The 14,675-nt window shown below is 40.6% G+C and carries 11 protein-coding genes; all 11 read left to right on the top strand.

The genetic code is table 11. From position 1 onward, the window contains the following. Window positions 1–463 precede the first annotated feature (463 nt). The 11 genes from C4B60_RS13910 (at window position 464) to C4B60_RS13860 (ending at window position 14,673) form a co-directional block, all read left to right on the top strand. On the top strand, window positions 464–2,392 hold the full coding sequence (locus C4B60_RS13910) for a bifunctional 2',3'-cyclic-nucleotide 2'-phosphodiesterase/3'-nucleotidase (RefSeq protein WP_245154004.1): 1,929 nt from the start codon (window positions 464–466) through the stop codon (window positions 2,390–2,392). A gap of 178 nt (window positions 2,393–2,570) precedes the next feature. Then, window positions 2,571–2,804 (top strand): type 1 glutamine amidotransferase family protein, encoded by a 234-nt coding sequence (locus tag C4B60_RS13905; protein WP_104058629.1) that lies wholly within the window; start codon window positions 2,571–2,573, stop codon window positions 2,802–2,804. A 417-nt stretch (window positions 2,805–3,221) separates the two neighbouring features. Next, on the top strand, window positions 3,222–4,061 hold the full coding sequence (locus C4B60_RS13900) for an AraC family transcriptional regulator (protein ID WP_104058628.1): 840 nt from the start codon (window positions 3,222–3,224) through the stop codon (window positions 4,059–4,061). A gap of 315 nt (window positions 4,062–4,376) precedes the next feature. Beyond that, complete coding sequence (locus C4B60_RS13895; RefSeq protein ID WP_104058627.1) at window positions 4,377–5,669, top strand: ABC transporter substrate-binding protein; 1,293 nt, start codon at window positions 4,377–4,379, stop codon at window positions 5,667–5,669. Between the two features lie 52 nt (window positions 5,670–5,721). Continuing rightward, window positions 5,722–6,642 carry a carbohydrate ABC transporter permease gene (locus tag C4B60_RS13890; protein WP_245153986.1) on the top strand — a complete coding sequence of 307 codons (921 nt, stop codon included), beginning with the start codon at window positions 5,722–5,724 and terminating at the stop codon, window positions 6,640–6,642. A 2-nt stretch (window positions 6,643–6,644) separates the two neighbouring features. Continuing rightward, window positions 6,645–7,475 (top strand): carbohydrate ABC transporter permease, encoded by an 831-nt coding sequence (locus tag C4B60_RS13885; RefSeq protein ID WP_104058626.1) that lies wholly within the window; start codon window positions 6,645–6,647, stop codon window positions 7,473–7,475. Window positions 7,476–7,514: 39 nt separating this feature from the next. Continuing rightward, on the top strand, window positions 7,515–10,661 hold the full coding sequence (gene lacZ / locus C4B60_RS13880; RefSeq protein ID WP_104058625.1) for a beta-galactosidase, LacZ type: 3,147 nt from the start codon (window positions 7,515–7,517) through the stop codon (window positions 10,659–10,661). A 42-nt stretch (window positions 10,662–10,703) separates the two neighbouring features. After that, window positions 10,704–11,930: an ROK family transcriptional regulator gene (locus C4B60_RS13875; RefSeq protein WP_245153985.1), complete on the top strand. Its 1,227-nt coding sequence runs from the start codon at window positions 10,704–10,706 to the stop codon at window positions 11,928–11,930. Between the two features lie 140 nt (window positions 11,931–12,070). Then, the gene (gene prfA, locus C4B60_RS13870; RefSeq protein WP_104058624.1) at window positions 12,071–13,153 is read left to right on the top strand and encodes a peptide chain release factor 1; all 1,083 of its coding nucleotides are present in this window, start codon (window positions 12,071–12,073) and stop codon (window positions 13,151–13,153) included. After that, entirely contained in the window at window positions 13,137–14,009 is an 873-nt protein-coding gene (gene prmC, locus C4B60_RS13865) for a peptide chain release factor N(5)-glutamine methyltransferase (protein WP_342365042.1), read from the top strand. Before prfA ends, prmC begins: the two co-directional genes overlap by 17 nt. A gap of 55 nt (window positions 14,010–14,064) precedes the next feature. Further along, window positions 14,065–14,673 carry a stage II sporulation protein R gene (locus C4B60_RS13860; protein ID WP_104058623.1) on the top strand — a complete coding sequence of 203 codons (609 nt, stop codon included), beginning with the start codon at window positions 14,065–14,067 and terminating at the stop codon, window positions 14,671–14,673. The last annotated feature ends 2 nt before the right edge of the window (window positions 14,674–14,675 follow it).

Genomic DNA, 14,675 nt, shown 5'->3' with positions numbered 1-14,675 from the left:
CCCCCGTTAATCTGTGCGGGCTTATATGTTCTATCAAAAGGGATTGTAAGCTTCAGAAAAATTCGCTCATAACAAACTATTTTTTGAAGCCCCAAATAAATTCTCCAGTAGTTGATTGAAACGTAAGGGGGCGACTCCAGCGGGATAAAGCGGGAGCTTGAGATCCACTTGCGTTAGCAAGTTAGCTCAAGCCCCGCCCCGCGGAAAGCGTCCCCCTGAAGTGGAAATCAACACAACTCCTTTAGAAAAATTCACCCATTCCTCCCAAAACAGTCTCTAAGCAATACTACCCATAATTTACAAATCCCTTACTAAAAAGTAAAGAAATTCGGTCCTATTAGATTATTCATAATCTAGCAAATCTCTCTATAATTAGAAGAGTATGACTATTCTATACATAAAGGAGCTGTTTGCCTTGAAGAAGGCTTTGCAACAAGCAGGAAAAAAAGTATTAGCTGCCACAATGGCAGTAGCCTTGATCGCCACACCATTCGGAAACCCAGCAGACGCTGCACCAAAGCACAAGGAAGACAAGCATGACGTCGAGCTCAGAATCCTCGGAACAACAGACATCCATGCCCATCTTAACAACTATGACTATTACAAGGACGCAGAAACCAATGAATTCAGCCTTGTCAAAACAGCAACCCTCATCAAACAGGCACGAGAAGAATCAAAAAACTCATTATTATTCGATAACGGCGATCTAATTCAGGGCAACCCATTAGGCGACTTCAAAGCAAAAGTGGAACCGCTCCAGCCGGGAGAAATTCACCCGGTATTTAAGGCAATGGATGTGTTGGATTACGACGCAGCCACTGTCGGAAACCATGAATTCAATTACGGTCTTGATTTTCTTGATGAAGTGTTGAACGATGCTCCATTTCCATACGTAAGTGCAAATGTATTTAAGGACGACGGAAAGAAAAATAATAAACATTATTTTGAGCCTTATAAAGTAATTAAGAAAAAAATGACGGATAAAAAAGGCACAAACCAGGTGATCCGTATTGGCGTAACAGGCGTTGTTACACCGCAGATCATGCAGTGGGACAAGGCTCATTTAGAAGGAAAAGTAGTAACCAGGGATATTGTGAAATCGGTCGAAGAAGTTATTCCTAAAATGAAAAAAGAAGGAGCGGATGTAATCGTTGTCCTTTCTCACTCAGGAATTGGCGATGCGGAGTACACAGAAATGGAAGAAAACGCAACCTACAACCTGACACAAGTAGATGGTGTCGATGCCATTATCACCGGTCACAGCCATCTTAGCTTTCCAGGTGAATTTGCAGACCTTCCAGGTGTTGATACTGAAAAAGGAACGATCAACGGCGTACCGGTCGTTATGCCTGGAAACTGGGGAAATAAGCTTGGTGTAATGGACCTGACTCTTTCAAAAGTAAAGGGTGACTGGAAAGTAAAAGACGCTCAATCAAGCCTTCGCTCAATCTACTCCCAAACAGAAGGAAGCCTTGTGGATGCGGATCCTGAAGTGAGAGAAGCAGTGCGTGAAGCACATGAAGGAACCGTCAATTATGTGAGACAGGCAGTCGGAACCACAACTGCCGACATTCACAGCTACTTTGCATTGGTTCAGGACGATCCATCCATTCAGATCGTAACAAATGCACAGAAGTGGTATATCGAAAAACAGCTGCAGGGTACAGCAGATGAGAACACGCCTGTGCTTTCAGCAGGAGCGCCATTTAAAGCAGGCGGTAGAAACGGAGCAAGCTACTACACCTATATTCCTCAAGGGGAAATAGCGATTAAAAACGTTTCTGATTTATACCTGTATCCAAACACAGTAGCAACAGTAAAAGTAACAGGTGCTGATGTTCAGGAGTGGCTTGAAATGTCAGCAGGTCAATTCCGTCAGATTAACCCGGGAGCATCAGACGGACAGGAGTTAATCAATGGAGATTTTCCGACCTACAACTATGATGTGATTGACGGTGTTACGTATGAAATTGATGTAACTGAACCTGCTAAATACAACAAAGACGGTGCGGTCGTAAATGCCGAAGCAAACCGCATTAAAAATTTAGCGTATAACGGGGAGCCGATTGATCCGGCACAGGAATTTATCGTCGTAACAAACAATTACCGTGCAAGCGGAAACTTCCCGGGTGTCCGGAACAACACTGCAGTTGAAATGTATCCGGATGAAAATCGCCAGGCAATCATTGATTACATCGTTGAGCTTGGAACGATTGATCCTTCAGCGGATGGCAACTGGACCTTTGCACCGGTTGAGGGCTCAGTAAATGTAACCTTTGATTCAGCGAGAGAGGCTGTAAATGCCATTTCAGAGGACAGTGCAATTCAGTACGAAGGTGAGGCTGCCAACGGGTTTGCCAAATACAGGCTAGCGCTGCCTCAGTCAGAATAAATAACACCAGCTCCATTCTATAAAATGGGAAAAGATCCCTTTTTATACAATTGGGGCTTTTTCTATGGCTTTCATATTCTTATATCTTACTATTGAATCTAAAAAAACCTATATATCAATGGTTTCGAACGCTACATGATAAATATAAGAAAGATATTTATTATAATGATGGAGAAAAATGGTTAGAAAACAGACTTGGAGGTGTAAGAGAAAGAGATGTAAAATTCATTTTAAATGGGGGATATTTGTTTCGACATACTGGTCTGGGATCGTTAATGAAACACATATTTGCTTTTTAGAAGGGGTTTCAACCGGAGAAGAGCCTTGGGCTCGGGTCGAAGAAATTGATGTCATCTATGACGGCCAGACAATTGAAGTGGAGGTTACTGAAAAAACTCACTTGGTTGAATAGTTCTTATGAAGCTCATGAGCTTTGTGAAAAGTCGATAGCTTAGTAAGAAGGGATTTTATGCATGGTGTCCAGCCTTGACTGAAAAAACTAAGCATTGGATAAAAAGAGGAGTAAAAAATACGCCAATGCCTAATGGTGTGAAACATTTAATGAGAACTTCAAAAATTTAAAACGGGCTACATGATAAATAGAGAATAGAGCAAAACTGTAAAATGGAGAAAGTTAAGAACAAATTATTTTAAAACGTGAGTTGAGCTGAGCGGAAGGTGACTACTCCTGCAAAGTATGACGGCAAGCTGAAACTTCGCTCGATGGAGGCTAAAGCTATAAAAAAAAGTCCTCCTGAAGTGCAGTGAACCGGATTTGAGTGGCTGAGATTAAATTTGCACTATACTTATTGCGAATGGAGGTTGAGGAGTGAAGGACAAATTAAAAAAACGATTCGTTTTTTCATCGCTGGATCGCACGCTCCCATTGTTTATCGAAAGCATAGGATATAATCCTTTTGAAGAGAACTTTACGAGGAAGAGAGGATACCCCTATTTCCATTGGCTTCAGTCGGTTGAGGGTGAAGGAAAGATACTGTTTTCAGGTCAGGAGGTGCCCCTTCAACCTGGGAATGGGGTACTGCTTACTCCTTTCACACCGCACTCTTATTATCCTCTTCAACCACAGTGGACAACCATGTATTTAACCTTTGGAGGAACTGCTTCAAAACAAATCCTAACCTCTTTAGAAATAAATAAGTCCGCCCTTTATACGGAATCAACAGAGGGTCTTTTATATCTTGTAATGAAGGAAATGATTGATAATATTGAAGGCAATAGAGATTGCTCTAGCCTCGATTTATCAAAGGATTTATATAATTTTATTTTAGTATTAAAAAAATACGGTAAAATAAATAATCAGCCCTCTTTATCTCAATACTATGAAAAGATAAATCCTGTTGTTAACTGGATCGAGAAAAAATTCGCTGAAAACATTGGGCTGCCTGATATGGCTGAAGAAGGTAATGTGAGTCCCCAATACTTAAATACTTTATTTCAGGAAACCTTTGGAATCAGCCCATATTCATTTTTGATCCAAATTAGAATCAGAGAATCAAAAAGAGTGTTAATTTCTAATAAAGACGCTTCTCTTAAAGAAGTGGCTAAAGCAGTAGGATTTAATGATGTCAGTCATTTCGTGGCAACATTTCGAAAAAAAGAAGGGATGACACCCAAGAAATATAGAAGCTTACATATTAACTATTATTAATAATAACGATCCGAAACCCACATTTTCACTGGTGTGGGTTTCATTTTTTTATATTGGATGCGTGTTATTTCATATTTATTGAAAATTCAAACAATGATACGCTTTTACTAGATTAACAAAAAAGTAAGTTTAAGAGATAAAATGTAAGCGCTTTATACTTAATGAATTGTGAAAAATGTGATTTATGAAAGAAAGGGTGAGTTTTTATGCTGGTATTTTAAAGAGAAAGAGGTGCTTTTATTCAAAGCTACGCAGTAACTTAATTAAATTAATTAAGTTAGATTAAACCAAAAAAATCAAAATGGAGGAAACAGGATGAAATTACGAGTTTTATTATCTGGACTATTTATTGTGCTAATCTTAACGGGTTGTTCGTCGGATTCGGGATCAGGATCTAACGCAGGAGAGGATGGAGAAATTTCTGGAGAGATTACAGTGGCTGCTTGGAATTTAGCAGCAGATTCTTTATCTGAGACAGCAGAAAATTTTATGGAGGAGTACCCGGATGCAACAGTGACGATAGAGTATACGACAAGCGATTATAACAGCATTATTCCTCCATTAACAGCAGGTAGGGGAGCTCCTGACATTGTTCAGGTACAACAAAGAGACTTTCCGAATTTTATGGAAGTATTTGACGGACAGTTTATTGATATAACAGATCGGCTGGGGGATCGTAAAAGTGAGTTTGCAGAAGTGGCAATGAACCTAGTGGAAAAAGAAGACACCGTTTATGCCATGCCATGGGATATCGGCCCTGTTGGAATGTACTATCGAAAAGATATGTTTGAAGATGCAGGTATTGATCCTAACGAAATTACGACGTGGGATAAATATATCGAGGCAGGTCAGAAATTACAAAGCGAATTAGATGGAGTGAAAATGTCTTCACATTCTCTAACAAATGATGATATTGCTGAAACGTACAGGATGTTAATGAACCAATTGGGCGGTCAATATTACGATGAGAATGGAAATATTCAGTTAGTTAGAGAAGAAAATATTCAGGCAATGGATATGTTTAAAAAAATGGTGGATGCAGATCTTTTTTTACAAGCTCCTACTTGGGATGACAGAATCCGTGCATTCTCAAATAATCAAATTGCTACTGTTCTTTTCCCGGTTTGGTATGCGGGAACGATCAAGACGCAAGCTAGTGATCAACAGGGACTATGGGGCCTTATGCCGATGCCGGCATTTACTGAAGGCGGACCAAATCAGTCTCATTCCGGCGGCTCTGTCCTCGCTATCTCATCTCAGACAGAGAATGAAGCATTGGCTTGGGAATTCCTTGAATACACGTTAATGACAAATGAAGGTCAAGATGTCCAAATGGAATACGGGTTGTTCCCATCATGGCAGCCATACTATGAAACTGAGAAATTTTCAGAAGAAGATGAGTTTTTTGAAATTGCACTATCAGAATTTTTTGGTGAATTGTCTACTGATATTCCACCGATTGATTACGGTTCCCATTTCCTTGACGTAAACTCAGCCATGGCTGATGCCATAGGAGAAGTAGTAATAGATGGGAAGGATATTGAAGCCGCATTGAGAGATGCAGAGAAAAAAGTATCAAACGAAACAGGTCTGGAAATAGCAAATTGATCTAATATGGTACCTCAGATTTTTCTGAGGTACCACTCTTGGAGGTGATGTAGTGTCCAGAACGAATGCTTTTGCGCTTCTTAAATCAAAAGGAAAAAAGAGTACGAAAAATAAAAGTGTGTTTAATATAAGCCCCTACTTGTTTGTAGCTCCATTTTTTTTAATATTTTCTGTTTTTATGCTGTATCCGGTTATTTATTCTCTTGTGCTGAGCTTTAGTGAATGGAGAGCTGGAGAAACGACTTTTGTAGGACTGGCTAATTACAGACAGCTTTTTGGGGACAGTATTTTTTGGCAATCCCTAAGAACCACCGGCTTAATATTAATTGTTCAAGTACCGGTTATGCTTGTTCTTGCTACCGCAATGGCCTCAGTTCTCAACTCAGATATGTTAAAAGCAAGAGGGTTGTTCCGTCTTGGATTTTTTCTTCCGGCTTTAATCGACTTAGTTACCTATGCTTTAGTGTTTTCACTAATATTTAATGAAGGTTATGGCTTAATAAATCAAGGACTTAGTTTATTGGGGATTGGAGCAGTTCCCTGGTTCTCTGATGGCACATGGGCAAAAATTCTTATTATTATAGCCGTCACCTGGCGATGGACAGGGTATAACGCCATCATTATTCTGTCAGGTCTGCAGACAATCCCAAAAGAACTTTATGAATCAGCAAGCATTGATGGCGCTGGTACATTAACGAGCTTCTTTAAGATAACCATCCCTTTATTAAAGCCGGTTTTGTTATTTTGCGGAATACTTTCGACAATTGGTACCTTGCAGCTATTTGCTGAACCGTTTGTATTAACAAGCGGGGGACCAAGAGGCGAAACAAATACGGTCATTTTATATATCTATGAAAAAGCGTTCAGTTCATTTAACTTTGGTTTAGCTTCAGCAGGAGCCTATGTTGTAACGACGATCATTGCAATCCTTGCCTATTTCCAAATCCGCTTATCCAGAGGAGGTGAAGTGTAAACATGTATCAGCAAAAGGAGTTTAATAAACTGATGCTTTATGTTTTCGCTCTGATTGGGGTTACCATTTCGGTTTTTCCGTTTTATTGGATGTTTACAGCTTCTACTCTTCAGGAGAGCCAGATCTTTAAAGTGCCTCCAACTCTTGTTCCAAGCAGTAATTTTGCTGACAATCTGGCAAGATTGCAGGATTCTTGGCCAATATGGAGAGCATTATTTAATAGTTTGTTAGTTTCAGGTATTACGACAGTTAGTACCGTCTTTTTTTCGGCTCTGGCAGGCTACGCTTTTGCTAAATATACCTTTAAAGGGAGAGAACCTTTATTTTACAGCGTGCTGCTCATTATGATGGTTCCTACCCAAATAATGCTTGTGCCGATGTTTATCATTATGATGAATTTGGATTGGATGGATAGTTACTTAGCATTAATCATTCCATTCTTAGTAACACCTTTTGGCGTTTTTTTAATGAGACAGCAAATGATTTCCTTCCCCAATGAATTGATTGAATCAGCAAAGATGGATGGATGCAGGGATTTTGGGATTTTCTTTCGAATTGTATTGCCGACGATGAAGCCTGCATGTGCAGCCCTTGCTATTGTGACATTTATGCAGCAATGGGGGAATTTCATCTGGCCGTTGGTTGTAGTCAGTTCAAAAGAGATGTATACATTGCCTCTTCTCTTATCTATGATGGTTCAACCCGGCCAGATCGTTCAATATGGGACGGTAATGGTAGGCTCAGTAATAGGGTTATTACCGATGCTTATTTTATTCCTAGTGTTTCAAAAACACTTTGTTTCAGGTGTCTTTGGCGGATCAGTTAAGGGCTAGTATTGCTATAGTTCAACGTAATAGAAAGGAATGGTAAAAATGGATTTAATAAATGATTGGGAAAATATAGAGGTGCTTCATAAAAATCGATTGCCTGAGCGTTCATATTTTATTCCGTATCAAAATACACAATCTGCCATGACCAATCAAAGAGGAAATTCAGAGAATGTTAAATCACTAAATGGTTTATGGAAATTTCATTATGCTGAATCGCCAAGCGAAGCACCGGAGGGTTTTTTTCAGGATACAGAGAAAGTAAGAGAATGGGATGACATTATAGTGCCTTCCTGCTGGCAAATGAAGGGATATGGGAGGCCGCATTACACAAATAAACAATATCCATTTCCGGTTGATCCTCCAAGAGTACCAACGGAAAATCCTACAGGCTCTTACCAACGGACATTTTATATCGGAGAGAATGACTTAAACAATAAAACAATAATCAGATTTGAAGGAGTAGATAGCGCCTTTCATTTGTGGATTAATGGCAGTGAGGTCGGATACAGTCAGGGTAGCAGGGTACCTGCGGAATTCGATATCACCTCGTTTATTCAGAAAGGAAAAAACACTGTTTCTGTAAGGGTTTACCAGTGGTCGGATGCAAGTTACATAGAGGATCAGGATATGTGGTGGCTGAGCGGGATTTTTCGGGATGTGTATCTACTAATGCAGCAAGAATTCCATATAAGGGATTTTAAAGTTAATACAATTTTAGATGAAAATTACCAGGATGCAACGTTGAAAGTGGATACCTATCTAGAAGGGGATGCAACTGAGCATGTTCTACTTGAATACACCCTGTACGATCAAAAAAATAATATGATTGAAAAAGTAAATAAGCATATTGCTAATACCGGCAGCAGCAAGAGTGAATCAATTGAAATTTTCGTAAAAAACCCAAGTAAGTGGTCAGCTGAAAACCCTTCTTTGTATCACCTGAACATCATTTTGAAAACCACTGAGGATAAAATTGTAGAAGTAATACCAGTAAAAGTGGGTTTTCGTTCAGTAGAGCTGAAAAATGGCCTTCTTATTTTCAATGGGGTACCGATCATGCTTAAAGGAGTTAACCGGCATGATCATCATCCTGATTTCGGACGGACTGTTTCATATGAAAATATGGAAGCTGATATAAGGTTAATGAAACAGTTCAATATTAATGCTGTCAGAACAGCACATTACCCAAATGATCCGCTCTTTTATGATCTTTGCGACGAATATGGGCTGTACGTCATTGATGAAGCTGACCTCGAATGCCATGGATTTGAGAATATAGGAGAACCAAATAAAATAAGTGATGATAAAAATTGGGAGGCTGCTTATCTTGACAGGATGAAAAGAATGGTCGAAAGAGACAAGAATCACCCATCTATTTTTATGTGGTCACTGGGAAATGAATCAGGTTATGGCCGGAATCATCAAGCGATGTATGAATGGGCCAAACAGAATGATCCTGCTCGGCTTATCCATTACGAAGGGGAATGCCGGGCAATTATGAATAAAGGAAAACTTGAAGAGATAAAGGAACCGGAGAGCTCTGACGTTTTTACAACGATGTACACTGATATTGACACGCTGGAGCAGCTGGGAAAAAAAGAAGCGCTTAAAAAGCCTCATATATTATGTGAGTATGCTCACGCTATGGGGAACAGCCCGGGAAACTTAAAAGAATATTGGGATCTCTTTTATAAGTATGATCGCTTACAGGGAGGGTTTGTTTGGGAATGGTGTGACCATGGTTTGCGAACAACTGCAGAAAATGGGAAACAATACTTTGCCTATGGCGGTGATTTTGGTGATTACCCAAATGACTCCAATTTTGTGATGGATGGTTTAACGATGTCCGACCATACTCCCTCCCCGTCCTTATACGAATACAAGAAAGTACTTGAACCGGTTCAGATGAAAGGAATTGATTTGGAGAAAGGCATCTTTGAACTAAAAAACCGATATGATTTTCTTTCGTTAGACTATTTACAATTAGTCTGGAAAATAACGAATGATAAAAAGATTATTGACAGTGGAAGAATGACACTTCCGGAGATTGCCGCCGGAGAAAGTTCAACAATTGAACTTAACTACTCGCTATCCAGTCCTCAGAATCAGACCGTTGATTATTTATTGGATGTATCCTTTGTATTAGCAAAGCCTGTTACTTGGGCAGATGAAAATTATGAGATTGCCTGGGAACAATTCCAGTTAACTAAAGATGCCGGGCCAACAATTCCTAAGCATTCGACCCCTGAACTAATCGGAGTGCACGAAGAAAATAACAGACTTAAAATTAGCGGTGAGGATTTCGACATTGCATTTAATACCACCACTGGTACTGTTGAGCACTGGATATATAAAGGGGTCGATGTTATCGAAAAGGGGCCCAGGTTTAACGGATGGCGAGCGCTCATCGATAATGATCATTATACTACCGGTAAATGGAAGCCTCAAAGCAACAAAGATTTTTGGGGAAAATACGGACTTAATTGCTTGCAGCATCGATTAGATTCGCTGCATTATCAATTGGCTGAAGATAAGCATCATGTCCAAATAAACATTCTCTCCCGCATTGCACCTCCAAAACTGGCATGGGGAATTAACGTGATGTATTCATATACAGTTTATGGGGATGGAGAGGTGAATATGGAAATTACGGGCGAGTTTAGTGGAGAGAAACCGGAAACGATACCGAGAATCGGAACACGGTTTTCACTTCCTAAAGAATTCAGCCAGGTGGTGTGGAAAGGAAGGGGGCCTGGTGATTCCTATGCTGATAGTAAATTAGCGAATCGTTTTGGGATTTGGGAGCGCGATTTAACAGACTTATACACGGAGTATGCTTTCCCGCAGGAAAACGGAAATAGGCATGAGGTAGCTTGGGCTTCGTTTACCAACCAGTCCGGTACGGGGCTTTTAGTGAAGGGGTTTCCTTCATTTGATTTTAGTGCTCATGAATTTTCAATTGAGCAGCTGGACAAAGCGTCGCATGCATATAAATTATTGAAAGAAGACAAGATTACATTGAACATTGACTATAAACAGCATGGACTTGGATCAGCTAGCTGCGGACCGGATGTGCTTGATAAGTACAAATTAAAAACAAATAACTTTACTTATAAAATCAGTTTAAGGCCGTACTCAAAAAATGAAATAGCTCCTGAGACTTTAGCCAAACATACTAAGGGTTGGTAAACAACCTGAAGAAATCCTCCAGGGAATTAAGGAGATGGTATATTGGCAAACTCTCAAATAACAGGAAGTTTTAAATGGATGAAATCCATTAATAAATCCATAATATTAAATACAATACGTGTTCATAGCCCGATATCAAGGTCGGAAATTGCAAAGAAAACAAGCTTAACTCCTCCTACCGTAACCAATATCGTGGCGGAATTAATTAAGTCTAAAATTGTGAGAGAATTTGATGTAGGTGTATCAAGCGGAGGACGAAAACCGATTTTGCTGACTATCAATGAAAGAGATTTATTTATTGTAGGCATAGATGTTGGTGACAAATCTGTGCGAGCATCCCTCACAAACTTAAATGCAAAAAATCTTTTTAAGATGGAAGTAAGCATGCCCTATCCTTTAACAAACCAGGTTTTGTTAGAGACGCTTCACCAAATCGCTGAGCAAATCATTATATTAAATAAAATTGAAAGATCAAAGGTGCTTGGAATAGGGATAGGAATGCATGGGATTGTAGACTATAAAAATGGGGTTGCAATCTTTGCCCCAAACTTTAATTTAAAGAATATCCCGATCAAATCTTATATAGAAAACCATATGGAAATCCCCGTTTATGTGGAAAATGACGCTCGAGCCTTAGCTTTAGGAGAAACATGGTTCGGAAAAGGGCAGGGAATTGAGAATTTAATTTGCATTAATATAGGCGTAGGGATAGGTGCGGGTATTATCTACAATAACGAATTATTCCGCGGTGAATATAATATAGCAGGAGAGTTTGGTCACATGATTATTGATCTTAATGGGAAGCTTTGTTCCTGTGGAAGCTACGGTTGTCTTCAGACAGTTGCAGGAGGAGGAGTTTTAACCGAAAAGGTGGTCAATGGTCTCAAGCTTGGAAGAAAAACGCTTATTATAGAAAAGCTAAACGGGAATATGGAGAATATAACAGGGGAGCTTATTCATCAATGTGCTCTCCAAGGAGACGAATACAGTATTAAAATATTAGCAGAGACAGGGAGATATATCGGGGTTGGTGTCACAAATTTAATTAATCTCATTAATCCTGCACGTATTATTATAGGAGGAGGCGTATCAAAATCGGATGAGTTTATTTTAGGACCGATTAGAGAAGTCGTTCAACAGCGGGCCCTGACTGAAGAAGCGAGGAATACAGAAATTGTGAAATCTGAACTTGGTGAAGATGGAACGGTCATTGGAGCGGTTACTCTCGTATTAAAAGATATATTCAGTACAATGGTTTCGGCTAGATAGATGGTAAAACAAATGGGATAAGCGGATGCCCGTTCAAATTTCTTTGGGCGGGCATACCGTTATGCTTAAAAGCTCATTTCCGCTAAAAACATTGTCTGACCAATAGCCATCGGCTATACTATCTAGAGAGGTGAAGTGAAATGTTCGATCGATTACAGGCGGTAGAAGACCGTTATGATAAATTAAATGAATTACTTAGTGATCCGGAAATCGTGAATGATACAAAAAAACTGCGAGAGTACTCTAAAGAGCAGTCTGACATGACTGAAACCGTTGAAACCTATCGCCAATATAAAGAAGTTTTTCAGCAGCACAAAGAAGCAAGGGAGATGCTGAATGAAAAGCTTGACGCAGATATGCGTGAGATGGTGAAAGAGGAAGTAAACGAGCTGTCAAAAGAAATTGAAGCGCTTGAAGATAAGCTTCATATCCTGCTTATTCCAAAGGATCCGAATGATGATAAAAACGTAATTATGGAGATTCGAGGCGCAGCGGGCGGAGATGAGGCCGCTTTATTTGCAGGCGATCTTTACCGGATGTACAGCCGATATGCGGAATCCCGCGGCTGGAAAATCGAAGTTATTGAAGCAAGTACCACAGGAGTGGGCGGCTACAAGGAGATCATTTTTATGATTAACGGAAGCGGTGCTTATTCCCATATGAAGTTTGAGAACGGAGCACACCGTGTGCAGCGGGTGCCGGAAACAGAGTCCGGCGGCCGAATTCACACGTCAACTGCAACCGTTGCGTGTCTTCCTGAGACAGAGGATGTGGAAATTGAAATCCACGATAAAGATATCCGAGTGGATACTTTTGCATCAAGCGGACCAGGAGGGCAATCGGTTAATACGACGATGTCAGCCGTACGTTTAACGCACGTTCCAACAGGAATTGTTGCGTCCATTCAGGATGAAAAATCACAGATCAAAAATAAAGAAAAAGCGATGAAGCTTTTGCGCGCGCGTGTTTACGACAAATTCCAGCAGGAAGCACAGGCAGAATATGACGCTGTACGTAAGTCTGCTGTTGGTTCTGGGGATCGCTCTGAGCGGATCCGTACGTATAACTTCCCGCAAAACCGTGTAACCGATCACCGCATCGGTCTTACGATTCAAAAGCTCGATCAGATTCTTCAAGGGAAGATGGATGAAGTGATTGAAGCGCTGATTATGGAAGAGCAATCAGCAAGAATGGAGGCCATGAATAGTGGCGACAATCTATAAACTTTACGAGGCCCTTAATTGGGCTTCTTCTTATTTAGAGGAGTTTAACCGCGAGCCGTTTGCAGCTGAGCTTTTACTGCGCCATGTGCTTGACATGAACCGCACAGAGCTTTATATGAACCTGAGAGAAGAGCTGGCAGAACAGGATGTTAAGCGCTTTAAAGAGCTTGTCACAGCGCACACAACAGGTATTCCCGTTCAGCATCTCATCGGCTCTGAACAATTTTATGGCAGAAAATTCACGGTCAATCAGCATGTATTAATCCCGCGGCCGGAAACTGAGGAATTACTCTATTATGCGCTTGAGCGGTGCGATGCTTTATTTAATAAGGATCAGCCCATCAACTGCCTGGATATTGGAACAGGCAGCGGAATCATCGCCATTACGCTTAAGCTTGAACGTCCATCCTGGCAGGTAACAGGAGTCGATATTTCCCCTGATGCCCTGTCAACAGCGAGGAAAAATGCCGAGGAGTTAAAGGCTGAGGTTCACTTTTTAGAAAGTGATCTTCTTCAAGCAATTAAAAAGGGAACGAAAATCGATGTGATGATTTCCAATCCTCCATACATTCCGCATAAGGACAGGGAAAGCATGTCCGAAGTGGTAGTGGACCATGAGCCGCATGAAGCGTTGTTTGCCGATGAAGAGGGGTTAATTTTATACCGGAAGATGTGCGAGCAGCTGCCGGCCTATATGAACCGCCCTGGATTAATTGGCTTTGAAGTGGGAGCAGGACAAGGTAAGCTCGTAGAAGCCTTTTTAAAAAAGTCATTTCCAAAGGATGAAACTGAGATTGTCTATGATATAAACGGCAAGGATCGGATGGTATTTTGTCGACTTCTGCCTCATGTTTAAAAAAGAGTAAGTCTGTCCACAATGACGTGTAACAAAGCATGTGGAGGAACTTACGATGAAAACAAAGTGGCTGATTGCAACGATTCTATCAGGTTCATTACTCGTACCGGCTCATACCGCAGAGGCTTCGGCGGATCTTGATATCCGTTTTAGAGTGCTTGCTCACAGTGACGAGGTGCAGGATCAGGAGATTAAGGAATCCATCTACACACTCGTCCAGGGGCAGATTCTTCAAACGCTGTCAGGAGATCGCCTGTGGAACAGGGATGAGCTGAGTGATCAGCTTGAAAGTAAGGTCGGGGAGTGGGAAGAGCTTGTACAGCAGGAGATTTTAGATCAAGGCTTTTCTTATTCAGCAACGGTCCGCTTTGAAAAACATCTTTTTCCTGAAAAGATTACAGAAGAAGGCATTAGTCCTGAAGGGATTTTTGATACAGTACTTGTCACCCTCGGCGAAGGAAAAGGAAAGAACTGGTGGTGCTCGATTTTTCCTGAGCTCTGTGGACAAATCCTGATTAAAGAAGCAAAAGCCGCTGATAAATCAGAAAAAGAGGAGTGCCAGCCTGACTTATCCCCAAAAAAGGATTTAAAGGATGATTCAGTTAAGGTGGATTCCCTAATTGTTACCTGGTTTAAAAAAAGCTGGGGATTAATTTCGAAATAGGT

Source organism: Jeotgalibacillus proteolyticus (assembly GCF_002926065.1).
Classification (GTDB): Bacteria; Bacillota; Bacilli; order Bacillales; family Jeotgalibacillaceae; genus Jeotgalibacillus; species Jeotgalibacillus proteolyticus.
This window is presented reverse-complemented; position numbering and strand designations above follow the sequence as displayed.

What these genes read in the sequence shown, in the direction of transcription:
- C4B60_RS13910 (WP_245154004.1), top strand. Translation starts at nt 464, where the DNA reads ATGGCAGTAGCCTTGATCGCCACACCATTCGGAAACCCAGCAGACGCT.
- C4B60_RS13905 (WP_104058629.1), top strand. Translation starts at nt 2,571, where the DNA reads ATGGTTAGAAAACAGACTTGGAGGTGTAAGAGAAAGAGATGTAAAATT.
- C4B60_RS13895 (WP_104058627.1), top strand. Translation starts at nt 4,377, where the DNA reads ATGAAATTACGAGTTTTATTATCTGGACTATTTATTGTGCTAATCTTA.
- C4B60_RS13885 (WP_104058626.1), top strand. Translation starts at nt 6,645, where the DNA reads ATGTATCAGCAAAAGGAGTTTAATAAACTGATGCTTTATGTTTTCGCT.
- lacZ (WP_104058625.1), top strand. Translation starts at nt 7,515, where the DNA reads ATGGATTTAATAAATGATTGGGAAAATATAGAGGTGCTTCATAAAAAT.
- prfA (WP_104058624.1), top strand. Translation starts at nt 12,071, where the DNA reads ATGTTCGATCGATTACAGGCGGTAGAAGACCGTTATGATAAATTAAAT.
- C4B60_RS13860 (WP_104058623.1), top strand. Translation starts at nt 14,065, where the DNA reads ATGAAAACAAAGTGGCTGATTGCAACGATTCTATCAGGTTCATTACTC.